This window comes from Sagittula sp. S175 (genome assembly GCF_049800975.1).
Taxonomy (GTDB): domain Bacteria; phylum Pseudomonadota; class Alphaproteobacteria; order Rhodobacterales; family Rhodobacteraceae; genus Sagittula.
This window is the reverse complement of the sequence record NZ_JBNAGB010000006.1, coordinates 180,607-201,051: the sequence shown is the minus strand read 5'-3', so window position 1 is coordinate 201,051 and position 20,445 is coordinate 180,607. Positions and strand designations below refer to the sequence as shown.

Annotated in this window: 30 protein-coding genes; 22 read left to right on the top strand and 8 right to left on the bottom strand. The window is 67.1% G+C overall.

Going from position 1 to position 20,445, the window contains the following annotated elements; translation table 11 throughout:
* Window position 1: 1 nt before the first annotated feature.
* From tsaA to ACP16H_RS10240, 3 genes are read right to left on the bottom strand one after another with little or no spacing between them, the layout of a single operon-like run.
* Window positions 2-460: a tRNA (N6-threonylcarbamoyladenosine(37)-N6)-methyltransferase TrmO gene (tsaA, locus tag ACP16H_RS10250; RefSeq protein ID WP_425072188.1), complete on the bottom strand. Its 459-nt coding sequence runs from the start codon at window positions 458-460 to the stop codon at window positions 2-4.
* Complete coding sequence (locus ACP16H_RS10245) at window positions 457-1,326, bottom strand: SMP-30/gluconolactonase/LRE family protein (protein ID WP_425072187.1); 870 nt, start codon at window positions 1,324-1,326, stop codon at window positions 457-459. The genes tsaA and ACP16H_RS10245 overlap by 4 nt, the downstream gene beginning before the upstream one ends.
* Window positions 1,327-1,350: 24 nt before the next feature.
* Entirely contained in the window at window positions 1,351-2,115 is a 765-nt protein-coding gene (locus ACP16H_RS10240; RefSeq protein WP_425072186.1) for an SDR family NAD(P)-dependent oxidoreductase, read from the bottom strand.
* Window positions 2,116-2,281: 166 nt separating this feature from the next.
* On the opposite strand from ACP16H_RS10240, the gene ACP16H_RS10235 reads away from it, so the two are divergent.
* Complete coding sequence (locus tag ACP16H_RS10235) at window positions 2,282-2,518, top strand: Lrp/AsnC ligand binding domain-containing protein (protein WP_425072185.1); 237 nt, start codon at window positions 2,282-2,284, stop codon at window positions 2,516-2,518.
* Window positions 2,519-2,693: 175 nt separating this feature from the next.
* On the opposite strand, the gene ACP16H_RS10230 is transcribed toward ACP16H_RS10235, so the two are convergent.
* Window positions 2,694-3,059, bottom strand: a complete 366-nt coding sequence (locus ACP16H_RS10230) for a GFA family protein (RefSeq protein ID WP_425072184.1) — start codon at window positions 3,057-3,059, stop codon at window positions 2,694-2,696.
* A 1-nt stretch (window position 3,060) separates the two neighbouring features.
* Window positions 3,061-4,239, bottom strand: a complete 1,179-nt coding sequence (locus tag ACP16H_RS10225; RefSeq protein WP_425072183.1) for a trypsin-like serine peptidase — start codon at window positions 4,237-4,239, stop codon at window positions 3,061-3,063.
* 142 nt (window positions 4,240-4,381) lie between these two features.
* Between ACP16H_RS10225 and ACP16H_RS10220 the strand changes: the two genes are divergently transcribed.
* The 4 genes from ACP16H_RS10220 to preA all read left to right on the top strand — a co-directional run bounded on the left by ACP16H_RS10220 (window position 4,382) and on the right by preA (window position 8,177).
* Window positions 4,382-5,044 carry an OmpA family protein gene (locus ACP16H_RS10220; protein ID WP_425072182.1) on the top strand — a complete coding sequence of 221 codons (663 nt, stop codon included), beginning with the start codon at window positions 4,382-4,384 and terminating at the stop codon, window positions 5,042-5,044.
* 149 nt (window positions 5,045-5,193) lie between these two features.
* Window positions 5,194-6,510 (top strand): NAD(P)-dependent oxidoreductase, encoded by a 1,317-nt coding sequence (locus tag ACP16H_RS10215; protein ID WP_425072181.1) that lies wholly within the window; start codon window positions 5,194-5,196, stop codon window positions 6,508-6,510.
* Between the two features lie 3 nt (window positions 6,511-6,513).
* The gene (locus ACP16H_RS10210; RefSeq protein ID WP_425072180.1) at window positions 6,514-6,861 is read left to right on the top strand and encodes a hypothetical protein; all 348 of its coding nucleotides are present in this window, start codon (window positions 6,514-6,516) and stop codon (window positions 6,859-6,861) included.
* An 11-nt stretch (window positions 6,862-6,872) separates the two neighbouring features.
* The gene (gene preA, locus ACP16H_RS10205) at window positions 6,873-8,177 is read left to right on the top strand and encodes an NAD-dependent dihydropyrimidine dehydrogenase subunit PreA (protein WP_425072179.1); all 1,305 of its coding nucleotides are present in this window, start codon (window positions 6,873-6,875) and stop codon (window positions 8,175-8,177) included.
* A 76-nt stretch (window positions 8,178-8,253) separates the two neighbouring features.
* Here preA and ACP16H_RS10200 read toward each other — a convergent pair whose 3' ends face one another.
* Both ACP16H_RS10200 and ACP16H_RS10195 read right to left on the bottom strand, forming a co-directional pair.
* Complete coding sequence (locus ACP16H_RS10200; RefSeq protein WP_425072178.1) at window positions 8,254-8,490, bottom strand: hypothetical protein; 237 nt, start codon at window positions 8,488-8,490, stop codon at window positions 8,254-8,256.
* A 41-nt stretch (window positions 8,491-8,531) separates the two neighbouring features.
* Window positions 8,532-9,155, bottom strand: a complete 624-nt coding sequence (locus ACP16H_RS10195) for a TetR family transcriptional regulator C-terminal domain-containing protein (protein WP_425072177.1) — start codon at window positions 9,153-9,155, stop codon at window positions 8,532-8,534.
* A 148-nt stretch (window positions 9,156-9,303) separates the two neighbouring features.
* Between ACP16H_RS10195 and ACP16H_RS10190 the strand changes: the two genes are divergently transcribed.
* The 3 genes from ACP16H_RS10190 to ACP16H_RS10180 are packed head-to-tail and all read left to right on the top strand — an operon-like array spanning window position 9,304 to window position 11,245.
* The gene (locus ACP16H_RS10190) at window positions 9,304-10,554 is read left to right on the top strand and encodes a Zn-dependent hydrolase (RefSeq protein WP_425072176.1); all 1,251 of its coding nucleotides are present in this window, start codon (window positions 9,304-9,306) and stop codon (window positions 10,552-10,554) included.
* 2 nt (window positions 10,555-10,556) lie between these two features.
* Entirely contained in the window at window positions 10,557-10,967 is a 411-nt protein-coding gene (locus ACP16H_RS10185) for a contact-dependent growth inhibition system immunity protein (protein ID WP_425072175.1), read from the top strand.
* Window positions 10,964-11,245, top strand: a complete 282-nt coding sequence (locus ACP16H_RS10180; RefSeq protein WP_425072174.1) for a hypothetical protein — start codon at window positions 10,964-10,966, stop codon at window positions 11,243-11,245. The genes ACP16H_RS10185 and ACP16H_RS10180 overlap by 4 nt, the downstream gene beginning before the upstream one ends.
* A gap of 29 nt (window positions 11,246-11,274) precedes the next feature.
* Here the strand turns inward: ACP16H_RS10180 and ACP16H_RS10175 are convergent, their stop codons facing one another.
* Complete coding sequence (locus ACP16H_RS10175; RefSeq protein WP_425072173.1) at window positions 11,275-11,517, bottom strand: hypothetical protein; 243 nt, start codon at window positions 11,515-11,517, stop codon at window positions 11,275-11,277.
* A gap of 71 nt (window positions 11,518-11,588) precedes the next feature.
* Between ACP16H_RS10175 and ACP16H_RS10170 the strand changes: the two genes are divergently transcribed.
* From ACP16H_RS10170 to ACP16H_RS10105, 14 genes are all read left to right on the top strand, one after another.
* Entirely contained in the window at window positions 11,589-12,326 is a 738-nt protein-coding gene (locus tag ACP16H_RS10170; RefSeq protein WP_425072172.1) for an endo alpha-1,4 polygalactosaminidase, read from the top strand.
* Window positions 12,323-12,544 (top strand): hypothetical protein, encoded by a 222-nt coding sequence (locus ACP16H_RS10165; RefSeq protein WP_425072171.1) that lies wholly within the window; start codon window positions 12,323-12,325, stop codon window positions 12,542-12,544. The genes ACP16H_RS10170 and ACP16H_RS10165 overlap by 4 nt, the downstream gene beginning before the upstream one ends.
* Before the next feature lie 243 nt (window positions 12,545-12,787).
* Window positions 12,788-13,069, top strand: a complete 282-nt coding sequence (locus tag ACP16H_RS10160) for a GIY-YIG nuclease family protein (RefSeq protein WP_425072170.1) — start codon at window positions 12,788-12,790, stop codon at window positions 13,067-13,069.
* Between the two features lie 61 nt (window positions 13,070-13,130).
* Complete coding sequence (gene hydA / locus ACP16H_RS10155; RefSeq protein WP_425072169.1) at window positions 13,131-14,588, top strand: dihydropyrimidinase; 1,458 nt, start codon at window positions 13,131-13,133, stop codon at window positions 14,586-14,588.
* Window positions 14,589-14,595: 7 nt separating this feature from the next.
* Window positions 14,596-15,042: a hypothetical protein gene (locus ACP16H_RS10150; RefSeq protein ID WP_425072168.1), complete on the top strand. Its 447-nt coding sequence runs from the start codon at window positions 14,596-14,598 to the stop codon at window positions 15,040-15,042.
* A 91-nt stretch (window positions 15,043-15,133) separates the two neighbouring features.
* The gene (locus ACP16H_RS10145; RefSeq protein WP_425072167.1) at window positions 15,134-15,601 is read left to right on the top strand and encodes a DUF4760 domain-containing protein; all 468 of its coding nucleotides are present in this window, start codon (window positions 15,134-15,136) and stop codon (window positions 15,599-15,601) included.
* Window positions 15,598-15,939: a hypothetical protein gene (locus tag ACP16H_RS10140; RefSeq protein WP_425072166.1), complete on the top strand. Its 342-nt coding sequence runs from the start codon at window positions 15,598-15,600 to the stop codon at window positions 15,937-15,939. Before ACP16H_RS10145 ends, ACP16H_RS10140 begins: the two co-directional genes overlap by 4 nt.
* A gap of 5 nt (window positions 15,940-15,944) precedes the next feature.
* On the top strand, window positions 15,945-16,310 hold the full coding sequence (locus ACP16H_RS10135; RefSeq protein WP_425072165.1) for a hypothetical protein: 366 nt from the start codon (window positions 15,945-15,947) through the stop codon (window positions 16,308-16,310).
* Window positions 16,311-16,422: 112 nt separating this feature from the next.
* Complete coding sequence (locus ACP16H_RS10130) at window positions 16,423-17,202, top strand: ABC transporter ATP-binding protein (RefSeq protein ID WP_425072164.1); 780 nt, start codon at window positions 16,423-16,425, stop codon at window positions 17,200-17,202.
* Between the two features lie 58 nt (window positions 17,203-17,260).
* Window positions 17,261-17,596, top strand: a complete 336-nt coding sequence (locus ACP16H_RS10125) for an EamA family transporter (RefSeq protein WP_425072163.1) — start codon at window positions 17,261-17,263, stop codon at window positions 17,594-17,596.
* Entirely contained in the window at window positions 17,596-18,036 is a 441-nt protein-coding gene (locus ACP16H_RS10120; protein WP_425072162.1) for an N-acetyltransferase family protein, read from the top strand. Before ACP16H_RS10125 ends, ACP16H_RS10120 begins: the two co-directional genes overlap by 1 nt.
* A complete protein-coding gene (locus ACP16H_RS10115; RefSeq protein ID WP_425072161.1) occupies window positions 18,033-18,533 on the top strand; it encodes a hypothetical protein in 501 nt (166 codons plus the stop codon). Before ACP16H_RS10120 ends, ACP16H_RS10115 begins: the two co-directional genes overlap by 4 nt.
* Window positions 18,530-19,477: an ABC transporter permease gene (locus ACP16H_RS10110; protein WP_425072160.1), complete on the top strand. Its 948-nt coding sequence runs from the start codon at window positions 18,530-18,532 to the stop codon at window positions 19,475-19,477. The genes ACP16H_RS10115 and ACP16H_RS10110 overlap by 4 nt, the downstream gene beginning before the upstream one ends.
* Window positions 19,478-19,565: 88 nt before the next feature.
* Window positions 19,566-20,414 carry an ABC transporter permease gene (locus tag ACP16H_RS10105; protein ID WP_425072159.1) on the top strand — a complete coding sequence of 283 codons (849 nt, stop codon included), beginning with the start codon at window positions 19,566-19,568 and terminating at the stop codon, window positions 20,412-20,414.
* Window positions 20,415-20,445 lie beyond the last annotated feature (31 nt).

The following is a 20,445-nucleotide window of genomic DNA, read 5'->3' as shown; positions in this document are numbered from 1 at the left end:
GCTATTCGGCGCAGGTGATCGGCTTCACATCCACCAGCGGTGTCCCGTCCAGGCAGTCCAGCCCGCGCACCACCAGCCGGTTGCCCTCGCGCCGGATCAGCCGCACCACCGACACCCCGATGGGGTTCGGGCGCAGCGGCGAGCGCAGGGCGAAGGTGCCCATCACCGGCCCGTCGCCCTTGCGCCGCTGGGTCAGCAGGTCGCGCCGCGCCGCGTGCAGCCAGTAGAGCAGTTGCAGATGCGCGCGCTCCTCGATGCGCTCCAACGCCGGGGCGTAGTCGTCGAACACCTCGACCACGCAATCCGGCCCTTCCTCGCGGTCCCCCGCATGGGGGCAATCGGCGCGCGTGGCAAAGGGCGTGTGAATGCGCCCTACGAACCGCAGCCCCGCGTCCGTGGCGGGCGGCAGCTCTGCCGCCACTTCGCCCTCGCGGGTCACATCGCCGTGGTGGCCGCTCACAGGATCACCCGGTGTTCCGCCTGCCCCTGCACATCGTCCAGATCGACATAGAAGGTCTTGCCGCCCTCCGGGTCCTCCGGCAGCCGGTCCGAGGCCGAGGTCACGAACAGCCGCCGCAGGTCCGGCCCGCCAAAGGCCGGGCAACTGGCCTGCACGGCGGGCGTCTCAATGGCCCGCAGGAACGCGCCATCCGTGCCATAACAGGCCACCCGCTTCGACCCCCACTGCGCCGTCCACAGCCGCCCCTCGGTGTCGATCACAGCGCCGTCAGGCTTCACCACCGGCTGATCCGTCATGTCGACGTGCAGGCTGCTCTCGCCCACCGGCCAGCCGTCCGCATCCAGCGCCACCTTGCGCACCGTCCGCGTCGGCGTGTCGGCGTAATAGGCCGTCCGCCCGTCCGGGGCGAAACAGATCGCATTGGTGATCGTTATGTCCGGGAAAATCCGGCGCAACTCGCCCTTGTAATAGCGGTAGATCGACCCGGCCTTGTCCTCGAACTTGTAGCCCATGGTCCCGATCCAGAAACCGCCCTGTGGATCTGCGCGCCCGTCGTTCGACCGGTTCGCAGGCATATCGGCCTCGAGGTCCACCACATGCGTCTGCGACCCGTCGCGCAGGTCAAAGACGAACAGGTCCCGCTCCGAGGCAATCAGCAGCCGGTCGCGATCCACCCAGCCCCCCGCCGACACCGCACCGTCAAAGTCCCACGACCGCTGCGCGCTGCCGTCATGCTCGAACAGCTTGTGCCCAAGGATATCGAACCAGAAGAACGTCCCCCGCTCGGGGTGCCACAGCGCGCCCTCGCCAAGGATACATTTCGTGTCGGACAGGGTATGGACGGTAATCGTGGTCTCTGGGGTCATGGGGCCTCGCAAAGGATGTTTGCGCTACCCTGCCACCGTCACGACCCCGCCGTCCACCGCAATGCACTGCCCCGTGATCGCGCCCGACGCCTGTGAGGCGAGGAACAGCACCGGCCCGGCCACGTCGCGCGGCTCCAGATGGCGCGGCAAACACTGGCGGTCGAGATGCGCGGCCAGCGCCTCGGGCGTGGACCACAGCCGCAGCTGCCGCTCCGTCAGCACCCAGCCCGGCGCCACCGCATTGACCCGGATACCATCGCGCCCGAACTCCCGCGCATGGCCCCGCGTCAGCGCCGTAATCGCCCCGTTCGCCGCCGTATAGGCGGGCATATCCCCCATACCCATCATGTAGCTGATGGAACTGAAGTTGACGATCGCCCCGCCGCCCATGTTCTGCATCATCGGCACCACCGCCTGCGTGGCAAAGAAATAGGCGTCGAGGTTCACCGCCAGAGACTGCCGCCATTCGCCGGCAGTCATGTCCAGCGTGGCGTGGCGCATGTCGTTGGCGGCATTGTTCACCAGCATGCCGACGGGACCATGTGCCTCGGCGGCGGTCTGAAGCGCCTCCTGCAAAGCCGCGATATCGGTAACGTCACAGGGCACGAACAGCGGCGCGCGGCCATGCTTTGCCGCCATCTCGGCACAGAACTCCGACGCGTCCGAGCGCTGGCAAAAAGCCACCAGGGCGCCCTGTTCCAGAAAGGCATCGACCAGCGCCGCCCCGATCCCCGCGCCTCCTCCGGTGATGAACACCGAAGCCCCCTCCAGATCCGCGTAGCGCACCATGCCTGTCACTCGTCCGTCCCTCCCCTTGGGTCTTTGCCCAACATCTCGGGGACAGAATGTGACGAATGCATGACGTAGGTGCAAGCCGTCAAAGGGCTGGCCTCGCGGGGAATTTTCGGGTCTATTCACCGCGAAGAACCATTCCAGAGACAACCGGAAGCCATAGATGACCTGCGTCTTCATCCAGATCCGCTGCAAGCCCGGCACCGCCTATCGCGTTGCAGGCGACATCGTCCTGCGCGAAATCCACTCCGAGCTGTATTCCACCAGCGGCGAATACGACCTCCTGGTGAAACTCTACATCCCCGAGGGCGAGGACGTGGGCAAGTTCATCAACGACAACCTGTTGGACATCGAGGGAATTGAGCGCACCCTGACCACCCTGACCTTCCGCGCCTTCTGACGCGCCTCACGATCATGGCACCGGGTCGGGGTGAAACCCCGACCTACGCAACGACAGAGGCTGCGCGCAGCTCTGGGCTTGCCCAGACGATGGCCCCGACTCGCCCGGCCCGTGCTCAGGACGCAAGTGGGCGCGCGGCGTTCCGGTCCCTGCCGTACAGGGCCGACAGGCCGCGTCAGTCGCGTTCCCTGCGAAAACACTCCGCCCCCAGATCCGGCAGCCAGCTCTCCCGCCGCACGCACCACAACTCGTAGCTCGGCGCAAAGACGTCAGGTTCGTCCAGCGCGCCCAGATGCACCTCGGCCTCTCCTCCGCTGAGGCCAAAGACCGACGATCCGCAGCGCGGGCAAAAGCAGCGGCCCTCGTAACTGGCCACCTCTCCCGTGACCTTCAGAGCCGTCTCGGGGAACATGGCGGCGGCAAAGAACACCGCGCCGTGATGCTTGCGGCAGTCGAGGCAATGGCACAGCCCCACCCGGTCCGGTTCCCCCTCGACCGCGAACCGCACCGCGCCGCAGAGACATCCGCCCCACCGGACCACCTCAGAACACCTCGTAGGGGCGGAACAGAAAGCCCACCGGCCCGGCCACCGACTGCACCGATCCCCGTGTGGTGCCCGCCGCCAGTTCTCCCATCACCGCCTGAAGCGCGCCCTTCAGATCGTTGTCCTCCAGCGGCCCGGGCGCGCAGAGGTGGCCGAACTGATGTCCGCCCTTCTCGTCCTGCTCCTCGATCACCAGTCCGAACCGCCCGCCGGGCGAAATCTGGTAGCGTTGCTGTGCCCCCGCCAGTTGCACGGTCTGGAAAAACCGCAAGGGGATCGGCGTCAGCCGCCCGCTCGGGGCGACCACCACGAAAGACGGCACGCAGCCCGTCGGCACATCCGCCACGACGGAAAGCTCCTGCCCGACCGTCAGCCGCGTCGGGTACAACGACAGCGTGCCGACCTCGACCTCGGCCTTCAGCACCTTCGACGATGCCAGGATCAGCGACATCGGAATGCCGAAGTTGATCCCGATCTTCGAATTGCCCGAGTTGTGCAGCCCCACCACCTTGCGCGCCGAGGCGTCGATAATCGGCGAACCCGAATTCCCCCCCATCGTGTCGCAGGTGTGCCGCAGACGGTTGTCGTTCAGCGGTGGATCGGCGGCGGCACAATCCTCGCGGCTGATGCGCTGCGCCTCGCCCAGCGGGTGACCGATGATCCAGTAGGGCATCCCCGCGCGCAGCGGCGTCGGCGCCAGCGGCAGCACCGGATGCGTCTCCGCCGGATCGCCCCGCACTTCCAACACCAGGTAATCCAGCGGTTCCGAGGTCTCCACCGGCTCGGGGTTCACCTCGTAAAAGGTCGCCTTGTCCGGGCTGCCCTCCTCGGTAAAATCGGTCAGCCATTGTACGGACAGGATGCGGGTCGCGCCGGTGCGGTCATCCGCCAGCAACCCCGGCCCGCAATGGTGGTTCGTCAACAGCAGGTGCGGCGCCACAAGGAAGGCGGTGCAGGGAAACGGCCCCGCGTCGGTCTCGGTCCAGAGCATCCCGACCCCGCGCCCCATCTGCCGGAAATCCGCCTGCGGATCGTAGCGCGACACCAGTTCGTTGTTGTATCCCCGGATCGCCACCTCGTCCTGCGCGCCCAGCAATTCGTCCGGCACACCCTCGGCCAGGGCCATCGCTCCGAGAGCCGCGCACAAGACCCCCGCCAGCCATCCCGCAGAGCGCATCTTTGATCCTCCGTCCTCGCTTACCCACAGGAAACCATGGAAGCGCCCCGCCCGTCCATGCCCGATCGCGGTCGTGGAAATCCGCGCGCGTCCCGGCTATGCTGACACCATCCTCGTCGAACTGCCCCGCAGGAGCCCGCCGATGAAAGCCGCCGTCCTCGCCGCCCCCTTCGCGCTGATCGCCGCCCCGCTCTGGGCACAATCCACCGTCACGCTCGACAGCTTCTCGCTGGACCCGGCGCCACAACCGGCACTCTCACCCGAGGCCGAGATGCGCGAGTGCCTCGTGGATCCCGCCGCCTGCGACAGCGCGGAATACTCCGGCGGTGCGACCTTCACCCTCGACGACGTGGTGAACCTCGGCGTCATCGACCGCGAGGCCACCCCGCAGGCCATGCCGCAACCCTCGGCCGAAACCGCCCCCATCGCCGTAACCGACCGCTCCAACGTCGACCCGTTGCCCTCCATCGACCTCGAAATCCTCTTCGCCTACAACTCGGACGACCTCACGCCCGAGGCCATGGGCAAACTCTCCGCCCTTGGCACCGCCCTGCGCGATCCCCGCCTTTCCGACGCGCGCCTGATCTTCATCGGCCACACCGACGCCGTGGGCTCCGTTGCCTATAACACCGACCTCTCCCGCCGCCGGGCCGAGTCCGTGGCGCGCTTTGTCCAGGGCACCATGGGCCTGCCACCCTCACGCCTCGACGCGGTGGGCGTTGGCTTTTCGCGCCTGAAGAACACGCTGGACCCGACCTCCCCGCAGAACCGCCGCGTGCAACTGGTCCTGATCCCCGGCACCTGACTGCCTTTCCCCGACACCGGGCGCCCTGCCCGAAAAACAGGCAGACCCCGCCAAAAATTCCCACTCCAGAAATTTTACCAATTGATAAAATTTCAACCTGTGGCACTCTGAGTTCAACGAACAACAGAAACGTCCAACTGGGAGCCGCCATGACCAGCCCGCTTACCCCCGGCATCGCCGCAGGTCGTCTTGACCCGGAAACGCTGGCGCAGAACTTCGCCGACCTGCACGCGCCCTATGACGGCCACGAGGCCGCCGTGGCCGCCGACCGCTGCTACTTCTGCCACGATGCGCCCTGCATCACCGCCTGCCCCACGGACATCGACATCCCGCTGTTCATCCGCCAGATCTCGACCGGCCAGCCGCAGGCCGCCGCCCGCACGATCCTCGAACAGAACATCCTCGGCGGCATGTGCGCCCGCGTCTGCCCCACGGAAACGCTGTGCGAAGAGGCCTGCGTCCGCGAAACAGCCGAGGGCAAGCCGGTCGAGATCGGCCGCCTGCAACGCTACGCCACCGACACGATGATGGCCGCGAACAGCCACCCCTTCACCCGCGCCGCCCCCACGGGCAAGCGCGTCGCCGTGGTGGGCGCAGGCCCCGCCGGCCTCTCCTGCGCGCACCGTCTGGCGATGCTGGGCCACGACGTCGCCCTCTTCGACGCCAAGCCCAAGCCGGGCGGCCTGAACGAATACGGCATCGCCTCCTACAAATCGACCGAGGACTTTGCCGCCCGCGAGGCCGCATGGCTCATGCAGATCGGCGGCATCACGCTCCACACGGGCCGCACCCTCGGGCAGGACATCACGCTGGGCGAGCTGCAATCCGACTTCGACGCGGTCTTCCTCGGGCTGGGGCTGGGCGCGGTGAACGCTCTGACCTGCGAGGGCAACGACCGCGACGGCGTCACCGACGCCGTCACCTTCATCGCCGACCTGCGGCAGGCCTCGGACCTCTCCACCCTGCCCATCGGGCGCGACGTTGTGGTGATCGGCGGCGGCATGACCGCCGTGGACGCCGCCGTTCAGGCGAAACTGCTCGGCGCGGAAAACGTCACCATTTCCTACCGCCGCAAACAGGCGCAAATGCCCGCCAGCCGCTATGAACAGGACCTCGCCACCTCGAAAGGCGTGCGCATCCTCGCCAACACCATGCCCGTCGCCATCGACGCCACCGGCCTCACGCTGGAATACACCACCTCCGACGGCGGCACCCTCAAGGGCACCGGCGAGACCCTGCACCTGAAGGCCGACCAGGTCTTCCGCGCCATCGGCCAGACCTTCGCCGGGTTCGACGGCCCCGAACTGGAGCGCGGCAAGATCAAGGTCACAGGCCCCGGCCGCACCTCCATCCCCGGCGTCTGGGCGGGCGGCGACTGCACAGCGGGCGAAGACCTCACCGTCGTCGCCGTCGCCGATGGCCGCGACGCCGCCATGGACATCCACGCCACCCTGTCAGGCTCCTGACCCATGGCTTCTTCTTGGTCCAAATACTCACCTTGCGCCCTCGCCGCCGCCACCGCCCTCACCCTGATGGCGACCACGGCACAGGCGGACGTCTTCCGCGTCTCGGAACGCTTCGAGCGCAAGCGCGTCAACATCGACGAAGAAGTCTCGAAAACCGTAGACTGCCCGCGTGGCACCACCCTCACCGGCGGCGGCTACGCGCTCTACAACCTTCCCTCCGACCGGATCGACTTCATGGTGACCGCCTCCTACCCGTTCCAGGACGGCTGGCGGGTCGAGATCCGCAACACCTCCGGCAAACCGCAACCCCTCGCCATGCGCCTCTACGCGCTGTGCCTGTCCACCGAATGAGGAGACCGCAAATGGCTGATCTCACGACCAATTTCCTCGGCATCACCTCGCCCAACCCGTTCTGGCTGGCCTCCGCCCCGCCCACGGACAAGGAATACAACGTCCGCCGCGCCTATGAGGCCGGCTGGGGCGGCGTGGTGTGGAAGACGCTCGGCGCCGAAGGCCCGCCCGTGGTCAACGTCAATGGCCCCCGCTACGGCGCGGTCTACGGCGCCGACCGCCGCCTGCTGGGCCTCAACAACATCGAACTCATCACCGACCGCCCGCTGGAAACCAACCTCGAGGAAATGGCCCGGGTCAAATCCGACTACCCCGACCGCGCGCTGATCGCCTCGATCATGGTCCCCTGCGACGAGGCTTCTTGGAAAGCCATCCTCCCCCGCGTCGCGGAAACCAATGCGGACGGGATCGAGCTGAACTTCGGCTGCCCGCACGGCATGGCCGAACGCGGCATGGGCTCGGCGGTGGGCCAGGTGCCGGAATACATCGAGATGGTCACCCGCTGGTGCAAACAGTACTACGACAAGCCCGTCATCGTGAAACTCACGCCCAACATCACCGACATCCGCCGCCCGGCACAGGCGGCGAAAAACGGCGGTGCGGACGCCGTCTCGCTCATCAACACCATCAACTCGATCACCTCGGTGGACCTCGACCTGTTCGCGCCCGAACCCACCATCGACGGCAAGGGCACGCACGGCGGCTACTGCGGCCCGGCGGTGAAACCCATCGCGCTGAACATGGTGGCCGAGATCGCCCGCGACCCGGAAACCCACGGCCTGCCCATCTCCGGCATCGGCGGCATCACCACATGGCGTGACGCGGCAGAGTTCATGGTCATGGGCGCGGGCAACGTGCAGGTCTGCACGGCGGCAATGACCTACGGCTTCAAGGTCGTACAGGAAATGATCCGCGGCCTGAGCCAATGGATGGATGACAAGGGCTACACCTCGACGGCGGATTTCATCGGCGCGGGCGTGCCCAACGTCACCGACTGGCAGTACCTCAACCTCAACTACATCACCAAGGCCCGCATCAGCCAGGACGACTGCATCAAGTGCGGCCGCTGCTTTGCCGCCTGCGAGGACACGTCGCATCAGGCGATCTGGATGCACGAAGACCGCACGTTCGAGGTCAACGACGCCGAATGCGTCGCCTGCAACCTCTGCGTCGACGTCTGCCCGGTGGAAAACTGCATCACCATGGAACGCCTCGCCCCGGGCACCACGGACCCGCGCACCGGCCGCACCGTCCCCGCCGACTACGGCAACTGGACGACACATCCCAACAACCCGATGGCCAAGGCCGCCGAATGACCGGCTCCTCCCGGAAAAGTCCTCGACGAGGACTTTTCCCCCGCGAAGGCTTTGCGACGCAAAGCCTTCGCCCCCCTCACAGGTGAACGATCAGATCAGAGGTCCGGCAGATGATGACGAACTGCCCGCCGCATTCGATCATGTGAAACCCGCGCCGCGCCACTTCCTCGAACAGCCGCCCACGGCCGACCTCGCGCTCCACATCCCGGACGGCACGGCGCACGATGCCCCCCTCGCGGACAGCCTTCGCCTCGAAGATCTGCCTGAGCCACGGCTCGTTCACGGGATGATTGGACAAATGGACCGGGTGCATGGCGCAACCCTGCCCCGCACAGGGTTGAACCGGCGTGAAGATCACACCGTCAGCATCCGCCGGAACACCTGCTCCAGATGCGCCGCCGCGCCCGCGAAGTCCTGCCCGCCCAGCACCGCCTGCACCTGCACGTCGAAATCCGCGTAATGCTGCGTCTGCGCCCAGATCGAGAACAACAGGTGCCGTGCATCGACCTTTGCCAGCCGCCCCTCGGACACCCAGCGCTCGATCACGCCCGCCGTCTCGTCCACCAGCGCGCGCAATTCTCCCTGCAACACCGGCAGCATCTGCGGCGCGCCCGACAGGATCTCGTTGGCGAACAGCCTGCTTTCACGGGGAAAATCCCGCGCCATCTCCAGCTTGCGCGCGACGTAGGCCAGCAATTCCTCGACCGGATCGCCGCCATGATCCAGCGCCCGCAAGGGGTCCAGCCAGGTCTCCAGCAGCCCATGCAGAAGCGCCTCGTAGATCGCCTCCTTCGAAGGGTAATAGTATAACAGGTTCGGCTTCGACAGCCCGGCCTCCGACGCGATCCGATCCAGCGTCGCGCCCCGGAATCCCGCCTCGGCAAAAACCGTCAGACCGGCCTCCAGGATCGCCGCCCGCTTCTCGCGCTGGATGCGCGTTCCGCCCGCCTTTTGCACCGCCGCCGAATTCTCAACCATTGCCGACCTTACCTGCTCAATTCCTAATCACTTGCCGCGGACCCCGGCAGAATGCTTGACTGACACTCGACCTTTGGTAGCGTTGTTTTGACCGATTGGTCAAATCGCAAGAGACCGCACATCGAACGGTCCAACGGGAGTGTATAAAATGACGGCAATCGCGGCAAACATGACAACCAACGGTGACCGCCTTTGGGACAGCCTCATGGACATGGCCAAGATCGGACCGGGAATCGCGGGCGGCAACAACCGCCAGACCCTGACCGACGCCGATGCCGAGGGCCGCGCCCTGTTCCAGCGCTGGTGCGAGGCCGCAGGCTGCACCATGGCCGTGGACGAGATCGGCAACATGTTCGCCCGCCGCGAAGGCACCGACCCCGACGCCCTGCCCGTCTACATGGGCAGCCACCTCGACACCCAGCCCACCGGCGGCAAATACGACGGCGTTCTGGGCGTGCTCGGCGGCCTCGAAGTGCTGCGCTCCATGAACGACCTCAACATCCGCACCAGGCACCCCATCGTCCTCACCAACTGGACCAACGAGGAAGGCACCCGCTTTGCCCCCGCCATGCTGGCCTCGGGTGTATTTGCCGGGAAACACGACCTGCAATGGGCCTACGACCGCACCGACGCCGAAGGGAAATCCTTTGGCGCGGAACTGGAACGCATCGGCTGGAAGGGCGACGAAAAGGTCGGCCAGCGCAAGATGCACGCCATGTTCGAACTCCACATCGAACAAGGTCCGATCCTCGAGGCCGAGGGCAAGGACATCGGCGTCGTCACCCATGGTCAGGGCCTGTGGTGGCTGCAATGCACCGTGACAGGCAAGGACGCCCACACCGGCTCCACCCCCATGAACATGCGTGTCAACGCGGGGCTCGGCATGGCCCGCATGACCGAGGCCGCGCATCAGATCGCCATGGCCCACCAGCCGCACGCCGTGGGCGCGGTCGGCCATTGCGACGTCTACCCGAACTCGCGCAACGTGATCCCGGGCAAGGTGGTCTTCACCGTCGACTTCCGCTCGCCGGACCTGGGCAAACTCACGTCGATGCGCGAACAATACGAGGCAAAGGCAAAGGAAATCGCCGACGAGCTTGGCCTCGGCCTCGAGATCGAACCCTCCGGCCATTTCGATCCTGTCACCTTCGACGAGGGCTGCGTCACCGCCGTCCGCAACGCCGCCGAACGGCTGGGCCTGAGCCACATGAACATCGTCTCTGGCGCGGGCCACGACGCCTGCTGGATCAACGAGGTCGCCCCCACCGCGATGATCATGTGCCCCTGCGTGGGCGGCCTCAGCCACAACGAGGCCGAGGAGATCTCAAAGGACTGGGCGAAGGCCGGAACAGACGTCCTGTTCCACGCGGTCCTCGAAACCGCCGAGATCGTCGCCTGACCATGACCACGCAGGACCCCTCGATCAACGGCCTCTACGAACGGACGGACCCGCCCGGCCCTTTCGACACGCCGTTGATCGAGACCTGCGAAGCCGCCATGGCCAAGCCCCTGTCACAACTCACATCAGCCGACATGCAGGCGCTTCTGTCCCAAGGCATCGCGCCGGAACACATCGTCCCCCGCGCGCTGCGGGCACTCGCCCTCAACCCGCTGATGGAAGCGCGCCACTACCCCGGCGACCTCTTCGACGCGCTGCTAACGCTGCCCGCCCCCTTCTGGGCAGACAACACCAACCTCTGGACCGAGACCAGCCACCTGCTGGCCAATCTCGACAGTGCCTACGCGCAGGCCACCCGGGGCCGCGAAGCTTTCCTCCACGCCCCCTTCACCCCGGCGGAGGGCGCATCATGAAACTTGGTGATTTGCCCGGCGAAACCATCGTCTATGTCTGTGACGGCGTGTTCACCGGGCAGCGTCCCATGACGCTGTTCCTGTTCACCGACATGGAGCCGCAGGCGCTTTGTGACGCGCAGCACGGCGACGACGAGTCCACCTGCAAGCCGCCGCACCTCGTCTGCCTGGACCACTGCTACGGGATGTTCCGCGAGGGCCTCCCCTGGCTGCCGCAACTGGAACTGGGGGACGCCGCCATCATGGAGGACGGCGAATGGGTGGTGGAGGAATGGTGAAACCGATCAACCACCTCTGCCCGCGTGGCTCAGCGCGGCAGCTTGAACGCCACCGCGAACCCGTCGCCCGGCGCCTCGCTGTCGCCCGCGCCCATCGCCGCGCGCAGCACGCGCTCGGCCTCGGCCATTGTGTCTCCGGGCAGGTTGCCGTCCGCCTCTCCGGCGTTGTGCAGGTCCTGCACGCTGACGGTCAGGCTGTCCTTGCCGTTCTCCTCGGCGGTCTCCAGCATCTTGTCCAGTTCGTGGGCGAGGTGATCCTTGGTGTCGGACATGGGCGTTCTCCTGTGTGCTCCTGCCCAACGCCGCAACGCCGCAGCGGTTCCGCCGACAGGAGGCCGACACAATGATCCGCGTGCTGCCCCTCCTTGCCCTGCTCGCCACGCCCGCCGTGGCCGCGCCGTCGTGGGACTGGCAGCTCACCGCACCCTTTGACCTGACCCGTGCGGTCGAGGTCATGGACATCGACCCGCAGAACCACACGCAATCCGAGATCAACGCCCTCAAGGCGCGCGGCGTCAAACTGATCTGTTACCTTTCCGTCGGCACATGGGAAAACTGGCGTGGCAACCCGCCGCCCGATGCCGTCCTGGGCAAGCAGCTTCCCGACTGGCCCGACGAGCGTTACCTCGACATCCGCCGCCACGACATCCTCCTGCCGATCATGACCGAACGCTTCGAACGCTGCAAAGCCGCAGGCTTCGACGCCGTCGAACCTGACAACATGGACCTGCACAGCAACGACTCCGGCTTTCCCCTGACGTCCGAGGACACCGCCGAATACGTCACCCTGCTGGCCGCCCGCGCCCACGCGCTGGGACTCGAGATCGGGCAAAAGAACGCCCCCGACTTGGCCGCCACTCTCGTGCCGCTGATGGACTTCGCCATCCTCGAATCCTGCTTCGAATACGGCTGGTGCCAGCAGTTCCAACCCTACATCGACGCCCGCAAGCCCGTCTTCGCCGCCGAATACTCCCGCCCCCGGCCCAAGCAATGCGAGGCCGCCGCCCGCTACGGCGTCTCGCTGATCTACAAGGACCGCGACCTCACCCGCCGCCTGCGCACCTGCGAGGATGTGAAATGACCCGACTTCTGGCCCTCCTGCTGACCCTCGCCACGCCCCTGGCCACAGAAACCGCTGCCGAAACCATCAAGGTGAAAAAGGTCGACTTCCCCCTGCCCCTAGGCATGGCGGAGAACCTCCCCGCCGACGTGCCGCAGACCGAGGTCTACGTCACCGACGACTCCTGCTACTACTACCGCCGCGACGGCGCGTTCCACTTCCTCGGGTGCGTCGGATGAGGCTACCGTTGTCCACCCCCAACCAACGCAAGTCTGTTCCGGAACCCCGCCCCGGGCTTGACGCGGGGCCTCGCACCCGCCGCGCCCCCTCGGCCCCGCCCCGGCCTTGCGCCGGGGCCTCCGCCCTTTGCCACCGCACGGCGCAAAACACAGACAAGCACCGTCGCCACAAACCCCAAGGCCCCGGGACCAGCCCGAGGCGGGGTTCACTTCCTGTTAACCCAAAATCGCCAACCTCGCCGCGTGACCCACTTCGTCTACATCATGGCCTCGCGCCCGAATGGCGCGATCTACATCGGGCGCAGCAGCAACCTGCGCTCCCGGGTCGAGGCGCATCGTGCAGGCCTCTGGCAGCACACAGCGAAAAACAAGATCAGGACCCTCGTCTGGTTCGAACCACACGAGGACTTCTCCACATCCCTCCACCGCGAACGCACGCTCAAACGCTGGCGCCGCGCGTGGAAGAACCAACTCATCACCGAGTTCAACCCCAACTGGAAAGACATGACACACGCCCTTCCCTGACCGCGGGCCAAGGCCCCGGCACAGGGCCGGGGCGTGCGTCCACACACAGGGAGCACCAGACATGACCACCACCGTCATCAAGAACGGCACCGTCACCACCGCAGACCTTTCCTACAAGGCCGACGTCCTCATCGAGGGCGGTAAGATCATCGAGATCGGCGACAACCTCTCCGGTGACACGGTGCTCGACGCCACCGGCTGCCACGTCATGCCCGGCGGCATCGACCCGCACACCCATCTGGAAATGCCCTTCATGGGCACCTATTCCAGCGACGATTTCGACACCGGGACACAGGCCGCGCTGATGGGCGGCACCACCATGGTGATCGACTTCGCCCTGCCCTCGCCCGGTCAGGGCCTGCTGGATGCGCTGCAAATGTGGGACAACAAATCCACCCGCGCGCATTGCGACTACTCCTTCCACATGGCCGTGACATGGTGGGGCGAGCAGGTCTTCGACGAGATGAAGACCGTGATCGACACCCGCGGCATCACCACCTTCAAGCACTTCATGGCCTATAAGGGCGCGCTGATGGTGAACGATGACGAGATGTACGCCTCCTTCAAACGCCTGGGCGAACTCGGCGGCATCGCCATGGTCCACGCGGAAAACGGCGACGTGGTGGCGGAACTCTCGGCCAAGCTGCTGGCCGAAGGCAACACCGGCCCCGAGGCCCACGCCTATTCCCGCCCCCCGCAGGTCGAAGGCGAGGCCGCCAACCGCGCCATCATGATCGCCGACATGGCGGGCGTGCCTTTGTACATCGTGCACGTCTCCTGCGAAGAGGCGCACGAGGCCATCCGCCGCGCCCGCCAGCAGGGCAAGCGCGTCTGGGGCGAACCGCTCATCCAGCACCTGACGCTGGACGAAAGCGAATACTTCAACGCCGACTGGGACCACGCCGCGCGCCGCGTCATGTCGCCCCCCTTCCGCAACCAGAAACATCAGGACTCGCTTTGGGCGGGCCTCATGTCCGGCTCGCTCTCAGTCGTCGCCACCGACCACTGCGCCTTCACCACCGATCAGAAACGCTACGGCGTCGGTGACTTCACCAAGATCCCCAACGGCACCGGCGGGCTCGAGGACCGCATCCCCATGCTCTGGACCCACGGCGTCGGCACCGGCCGCCTGACCCCCGAGGAATTCGTCGCCGTCACCTCCACCAACATCGCCAAGATCCTCAACTGCTACCCGCGCAAGGGCGCGATCCGCGTGGGCTCCGACGCCGACATCCTCGTCCTCGACCCCAACAAGGAAAAGACCATCTCGGCCAGCACCCAGACCTCTGCCATCGACTACAACGTCTTCGAGGGCCAGAAGGTCAAAGGCCTCCCCCGCTTCGTCCTGACCCGCGGCCACGTCGCCGTCACCGACGGCACGCTCACCTCGCGCGAGGGTCACGGCGAATTCGTCGCCCGCACGCCCAACACGCCGACCAACACCGCGCTCAGCAAATGGAAGGCCCTCACCTCCCCGCGCCCCGTCGAACGCACCGGCATCCCGGCAACGGGGGTCTGAGCCGCCCATGCCGCCCCTCCGCGAGAGCCTCATGGACTACGTCCTGCTCTGCTTCGTGACCACCGCCCTCGCGGCGATGGTCACCGGCGGCGCCACCGGGCTGCTCGCGGGGCTGGCGGAGCTTTTCCTCAGACCATGGAGCGGTATCCCCTCCGGCCTCGTTCTCCCTGTGGCCTTCGCCACCTTCGGTGCGCTGCTGGGGCTGGTGGCGGCGGCGATCACCTTCCTGCCCGCCGTCCTGACCGGCTGGCTGGCCTGGCACCCCCTGCGCCATCACAGGGTCCGCCTGCCGGCCACCGTCACCCTCTGGACCCTCGCCGCCGCCCTGACCGCCGCCGGACTGCTGCCCATTGCGATCCCCTTCATCCTGATCGGCGGCCTCGCAGCCCTGCCAATCGCCCGCCGCACTCACCACAAGATGATGCAGTTCACCACAGCGCAGGCCACACCATGACCCACCCCTCCGCCCTGCGCGCGCCCCTGCTTCTTCTTGGCCCAAATACTCACAGCAACCGCGCCGCACACGCCACGCCGGAGGCGCAGCCATGAACGAAATCGACTGGGCCCTCCTCACCGCCATCGCCTCGCTGATCGTCTCCGGCGGCACCGCCCTTTGGGCCGCCGCCCTTCAGCGCACCGTCTCCGTCAACGACCGCAAACGCTTCATGCGCGAGAGCATCACCACCCTGCACGACACCCTCCAGGACCCACGCTTCCGCGACAGCCGCGAGCGGTTCAAGGAACACCGCGCCACGCCCTACGCCGAACTCTCCGACTACGCCAAATCCGACGCCCGCCGCATCCTGTCGGTCTACGGCGTCATCGCCCGCATGGTGCGACACGACGCCATCGACACCAAGCTCTTCCAGGACTTCTGGGAAGGCGCCCTGCTGCGCGACTGGGACCGGCTGACCCTGTTCGTCGAAGGCGAACGCGCCCGCAACAATGCCCCCACCCTGTTCAAGGCGACCGAGGACCTCGTCGCCTGTTGCGTAAAGGACCTGTCCGCATGAAACCCCTACTGACCGCCCTCCTCCTCCTGCCCACCGTCACGCTGGCCGAGACCTACGGCAACACCGCCGGCTGCAACCGCGTGAACGGCCAGCCCGAAGGCAGCGACTCCGTCGCCATCTTCCGCCCCGGCGAAAACCTCGAATTCTGGGAAAGCACCTGCCCCATCACCGGCTTCACCATGGTCGGCGCGGGCGCCACCGTCGTCACCGTGCAATGCTCCGGCGAAGGCGACACGTGGGAGGCCTACTACATGCTGGAAACCACCGAAGACGACGGCTTCACCCTCTACCCCGAGGACAACCCCGACGCCCGCACCGCCCTCGCCCGCTGCGACTGACCGCCATGCTCCGCGCCCTCCTGCCCATCCTGAGCCTCACCCTCGCCGCCTGCGCCAGCAGCGCGACGGAACTCGCTCTGTCCGTCGGCCCGACAGGCGCGTCCGGCAGCTTCGACCCCGGCAACGGCCAGCTCACGCTCGACCTCACCGACACCACCTGCACCGCCCGCCTATCGCCCACCGCCTCCGCCTCCCCGGCGGCCCCGCTCCTCTCCGGTACGCTCACCTGCCGCGACGGGCGCAAGGGCACGGTCCAACTGGCCCGCCGCCACGCGCCGACCGCCACCTACAGCGGCCCGGTAGAACTCGGCCCCATGACGACCCGCCTCACCTACGGCCCCCCGCCCCCACAGGTGCAGGACCCGCTATGACCCGCCCCGACCCCGCACCCGCTGTCACATATCCGCGCCTTGACCATGGCCCGCCCGACACGGACACCAATCACCGCACCCGACACGACCCAGACCACCGGAGCCCCACCGCATGACGTCCACCCCGGTCATCCAGGCCAAGAACCTCGACCTCACCTTTCAGACCAATGACGGCCCGGTGCACGCGCTCAAGGACGTGTCCCTCGACATCCCCAAGGGCGCCTTCGTCTCCTTCATCGGCCCGTCGGGCTGCGGCAAGACGACATTCCTGCGCTGCATGGCGGCCCTCGAACACCCCACCGGCGGCACGCTGACCGTGAACGGCATGACCCCCGACGACGCCCGCAAGGCCCGCGCCTACGGCTATGTCTTCCAGGCGGCGGGGCTGTACCCCTGGCGCACCATCGGGCGCAACATCGCCCTGCCGCTGGAAATCATGGGCTACTCAAAGGCCGAGCAGCAAAAGCGCATCGCCAAGGTCCTAGACCTCGTGGAACTCGCAGGGTTCGAAAAGAAATTCCCTTGGCAGCTGTCCGGCGGGATGCAGCAACGCGCCTCCATCGCCCGCGCGCTGGCCTTCGACGCCGACATCCTCCTGATGGACGAACCCTTCGGCGCGCTCGACGAAATCGTCCGCGACCGCCTGAACGAGGAACTCCTCAGCCTCTGGGACAAGACCGGCAAGACCATCGCCTTCGTCACCCACTCCATCCCCGAGGCCGTCTACCTGTCGACCCATATCGTCGTCATGTCCCCGCGCCCGGGCCGCATCACAGACGTGATCGAAAGCCCCCTGCCGCGCGAACGCCCCCTCGACATCCGCGACACGCCCGAATTCATCGAAATCGCCCACCGCGTCCGCGAAGGCCTCCGCGCGGGGTATCAGGAATGACCCCACCACCGGCCATGATTTTTCGCAGAAAAATCGCCCCCACCCCGGGACAGCGAACATGAGCACCGCCTTCCTCTCATGGCTCGCCGCCGCCATGGCCGTCTTCCTCGCGGCCTCGGCCACGCTGCGCCAGCACGTCGACGATGGCCGCTGGCTCACGCTCGTCGGCGCGCTCGCCCTCTATACCCTCGGCAACCTCATGATGGTCCGCCTCATGCGCGAAAGCGGCATGACCGTCGCCATCTCGCTGTCTGCAGTGCTGCAACTGGTGCTCGCCGCCGCCGTGGGCCTCGTGCTCTTTCACGAACGCCCCACAGCGCTGCAAACCGCCGGCATCGCCCTTGGCGTCGTCTCGGTGGCCCTGATCCTCTGGCCGGGCGGAGGCCGCACCTGATGCCCCACCGCATACGCCCCGCCACGCCCGCCGATGTCGCCGCCTGCGCCCGCATCGTGCACGACTGGGAGCGCGCCACGGGCTATATCACCGACACCCCGCCGCTGGACGTGCTGGAAACGCTCATCGCCGCCGCCCTGCCCGAACGCGACCTCTACGTCACGGGCGATCCGGTGGACGGCTACCTCTCCATCGACCCGGGTCTGGGCAAGATCGGCGCGATCTACCTTGAAAACCCCGGTCAGGGCACCGGTAAACGCCTGCTCGACCTCGCCAAGCATGGCCGCGACCACCTCTGGCTGACGGTCTACCTGCCCAACACCCGCGCACAGGCCTTCTACACGCGCGAAGGCTTCACCCGCACCGAAGAAATCCCCACCGAAAGCGGCCGCCCCGCCATGTACCGCATGGACTGGCACCGCGAAGGACCGACCACATGACGCCCCCGCACGACACCATCCCGCCGACCGACCTGCGCGACCTCGCCGTCGCCCTCGCACCTCCGGCCACCCTGATCCGCCGCGCCACCGAGGCCGACATCCCCACCTGCGCCGCCATGGTGGAACGCTGGCTCGCCGACTGCCTCTGGGTCCCCGAGGGCATCACCACCGCGCATGTCACCGCCCGCGTGACGGGCGCCATCCGCCAGCACACCGTGCTCGTCGCGGGCGACCCGGTCGAGGCCTTCCTCTCCCTCGACACCACCAGCCACGAGGTGCGTGGCCTCTTCTCCACCCGCGAGGGCCAGGGCCGCGCCACCGAACTGCTCGACCTCGCCAAACAGGGCCGCAACTTCCTGTTCTTCAACGCCCCCACCCTCAGCGCGCCCGTGCAGATGTTCTTCCGCAGCCAGGGGTTCGTCCCGATCGGCGGCCCCGCCCCCATGGCCGGATACCCGGTCGCAGGCCTGCGCATGGAATGGTGGAGAGAGGCATGAGACACATCCCCCCCCTCCTCGGCGTCATCGCCGCCCTGATCGCGGTCTGGTACATCGCCGTCGTGCCGATGAACGTGCAGGAAACCCTGACCAACGCCGAACGCGCCGGGGCCACCGTCAGCCCCGCCACCGCCGTGGAACGCCGCGACATGGGCAACCTCGCGCTGGTCGCCCGCAACCCCGACCTCCTCGGTGACAGCTGGTCCCTCGACCGCCCCCGCCTGCCCGCACCGCACCAGGTGCTCTCGGAACTCTACCAATCCACCATCGCCGAGGAACTCACAGGCCGCCGCGGCCTCGTGAATTCCGGCACGCTGTCGAACCGGGGCCTCCTCTACCACGCCCTCGTCACCCTGAACGCCACCGCCGTGGGCTTCCTCATCGGCACCGGCCTCGGCATCCTGCTGGCCATCGGCATCGTGCATAGCCGCACCATGGACATGTCCGTCATGCCCTGGGCCATCGTCTCCCAGACCATCCCCATCGTGGCGCTGGCCCCCATGATCATCGTCGTCCTCTACTCCGTCGGCATCCAGGGCCTGCTGCCAAAGGCCGTCATCTCCGCCTACCTCTCCTTCTTCCCCGTGGTCGTCGGCATGGTCAAAGGCCTGCGCTCCCCCGACCACATGCAGATGGACCAGATGAAGACCTGGTCCGCCACGCCCCGAGACACGCTGCTGAAACTGCGCCTGCCCGCCTCCGTCCCCTACCTCTTTGCCTCGCTCAAGATCGCCATCGCCGCCTCCCTCGTCGGCGCCATCGTCGGCGAACTCCCGGTGCAAAAAGGCGGCCTCGGCGCGCGCATGCTGGCGGGCAGCTACTACGGCCAGACCGCCCAGATCTGGGCCGCGCTCCTGATGGCCGCAGGCCTCGCCGCCACGCTGGTCTGGGCCATCGGCGCCGTGGAACGCCGCACCCTGGCAAAGATGGGAATGGCCCAATGACCCAGACCAAGCAAAACTCTACAAGCGTCTTCTTGGCCCAAATACTCACCTCCGCCCCCGACACAGCGACCTTCGCCGGAGGCCACGCATGACGCTCATCCTCACCGCCCTCGCCCTCTGGGCCGCAGGCTTCGCGCTGAACGTGGCCCTCGCCAACGGCTCCGCCCGTGACACGCAGGTCGTCCGCCTCGCCGTGCCGCTGATCTTCGGCGCGACGCTCCTCGCCATGTGGGAACTCATCGTGCGCGGCGCCGAGGTCCCCACGGTGATCCTCCCGCCCCCCAGCCAGATCGCGCAAAGCTTCGCGGCCAACCTCGGCCTGCTCTGGGGCGACTTCACCCAGACCATCCTCAAGGGCGCTCTGGCGGGCTACCTCATCGGCAACACCGCCGCCGTCCTGACCGCGCTGCTCATCGACCGCTCCGACTGGCTGCGCAGGGGCCTGCTCCCCTTGGGCAACTTCATGGCCGCCCTGCCCATCGTCGGCACCGCGCCGATCCTCGTGATGTGGTTCGGCTTCGGCTGGCAATCCAAGGCCGCCGTGGTCGTCCTCATGGTCTACTTCCCCATGCTGGTGAACACCGTCGCTGGCCTGTCCGAGACGACGAGCATGCAACGCGACCTCATGCGCACCTACGCCGCCAGCCACATCCAGACCCTGACCGCGCTCAGGCTCCCCGCAGCCCTCCCCTTCATCTTCAACGGGCTGAAGATCACGACGACACTGGCCCTCATCGGCGCCATCGTGGCGGAATTCTTCGGCTCCCCCACGCTGGGCCTCGGCTTCCGCATCTCCACCTCGATCGGACAACTCGACCTCGCCATGGTCTGGTCCGCGATCCTCACTGCCGCTTTGGCAGGCACCGCCTTCTATGGCCTCATGGCACTGCTCGAAAAACGTGCAACCTTCTGGCACGCCAGCCAACGCAAACGCTAACCTGTTCCCAATCCCCCGACGCAGAATCGGG

Coding starts and splice junctions, on each gene's coding strand:
- ACP16H_RS10115 (WP_425072161.1), top strand. CDS start 18,033: ATGACGCCCCCGCACGACACCATCCCGCCGACCGACCTGCGCGACCTC.
- ACP16H_RS10220 (WP_425072182.1), top strand. CDS start 4,382: ATGAAAGCCGCCGTCCTCGCCGCCCCCTTCGCGCTGATCGCCGCCCCG.
- ACP16H_RS10225 (WP_425072183.1), bottom strand. CDS start 4,239: ATGCGCTCTGCGGGATGGCTGGCGGGGGTCTTGTGCGCGGCTCTCGGA.
- ACP16H_RS10200 (WP_425072178.1), bottom strand. CDS start 8,490: ATGCACCCGGTCCATTTGTCCAATCATCCCGTGAACGAGCCGTGGCTC.
- ACP16H_RS10240 (WP_425072186.1), bottom strand. CDS start 2,115: ATGGTGCGCTACGCGGATCTGGAGGGGGCTTCGGTGTTCATCACCGGA.
- ACP16H_RS10235 (WP_425072185.1), top strand. CDS start 2,282: ATGACCTGCGTCTTCATCCAGATCCGCTGCAAGCCCGGCACCGCCTAT.
- ACP16H_RS10120 (WP_425072162.1), top strand. CDS start 17,596: ATGCCCCACCGCATACGCCCCGCCACGCCCGCCGATGTCGCCGCCTGC.
- ACP16H_RS10145 (WP_425072167.1), top strand. CDS start 15,134: ATGAACGAAATCGACTGGGCCCTCCTCACCGCCATCGCCTCGCTGATC.
- ACP16H_RS10215 (WP_425072181.1), top strand. CDS start 5,194: ATGACCAGCCCGCTTACCCCCGGCATCGCCGCAGGTCGTCTTGACCCG.
- ACP16H_RS10185 (WP_425072175.1), top strand. CDS start 10,557: ATGACCACGCAGGACCCCTCGATCAACGGCCTCTACGAACGGACGGAC.
- ACP16H_RS10175 (WP_425072173.1), bottom strand. CDS start 11,517: ATGTCCGACACCAAGGATCACCTCGCCCACGAACTGGACAAGATGCTG.
- ACP16H_RS10130 (WP_425072164.1), top strand. CDS start 16,423: ATGACGTCCACCCCGGTCATCCAGGCCAAGAACCTCGACCTCACCTTT.
- ACP16H_RS10135 (WP_425072165.1), top strand. CDS start 15,945: ATGCTCCGCGCCCTCCTGCCCATCCTGAGCCTCACCCTCGCCGCCTGC.
- ACP16H_RS10190 (WP_425072176.1), top strand. CDS start 9,304: ATGACGGCAATCGCGGCAAACATGACAACCAACGGTGACCGCCTTTGG.
- ACP16H_RS10195 (WP_425072177.1), bottom strand. CDS start 9,155: ATGGTTGAGAATTCGGCGGCGGTGCAAAAGGCGGGCGGAACGCGCATC.
- ACP16H_RS10245 (WP_425072187.1), bottom strand. CDS start 1,326: ATGACCCCAGAGACCACGATTACCGTCCATACCCTGTCCGACACGAAA.
- ACP16H_RS10125 (WP_425072163.1), top strand. CDS start 17,261: ATGAGCACCGCCTTCCTCTCATGGCTCGCCGCCGCCATGGCCGTCTTC.
- ACP16H_RS10150 (WP_425072168.1), top strand. CDS start 14,596: ATGCCGCCCCTCCGCGAGAGCCTCATGGACTACGTCCTGCTCTGCTTC.
- ACP16H_RS10170 (WP_425072172.1), top strand. CDS start 11,589: ATGATCCGCGTGCTGCCCCTCCTTGCCCTGCTCGCCACGCCCGCCGTG.
- ACP16H_RS10110 (WP_425072160.1), top strand. CDS start 18,530: ATGAGACACATCCCCCCCCTCCTCGGCGTCATCGCCGCCCTGATCGCG.
- ACP16H_RS10140 (WP_425072166.1), top strand. CDS start 15,598: ATGAAACCCCTACTGACCGCCCTCCTCCTCCTGCCCACCGTCACGCTG.
- ACP16H_RS10180 (WP_425072174.1), top strand. CDS start 10,964: ATGAAACTTGGTGATTTGCCCGGCGAAACCATCGTCTATGTCTGTGAC.
- hydA (WP_425072169.1), top strand. CDS start 13,131: ATGACCACCACCGTCATCAAGAACGGCACCGTCACCACCGCAGACCTT.
- ACP16H_RS10105 (WP_425072159.1), top strand. CDS start 19,566: ATGACGCTCATCCTCACCGCCCTCGCCCTCTGGGCCGCAGGCTTCGCG.
- ACP16H_RS10165 (WP_425072171.1), top strand. CDS start 12,323: ATGACCCGACTTCTGGCCCTCCTGCTGACCCTCGCCACGCCCCTGGCC.
- ACP16H_RS10210 (WP_425072180.1), top strand. CDS start 6,514: ATGGCTTCTTCTTGGTCCAAATACTCACCTTGCGCCCTCGCCGCCGCC.
- preA (WP_425072179.1), top strand. CDS start 6,873: ATGGCTGATCTCACGACCAATTTCCTCGGCATCACCTCGCCCAACCCG.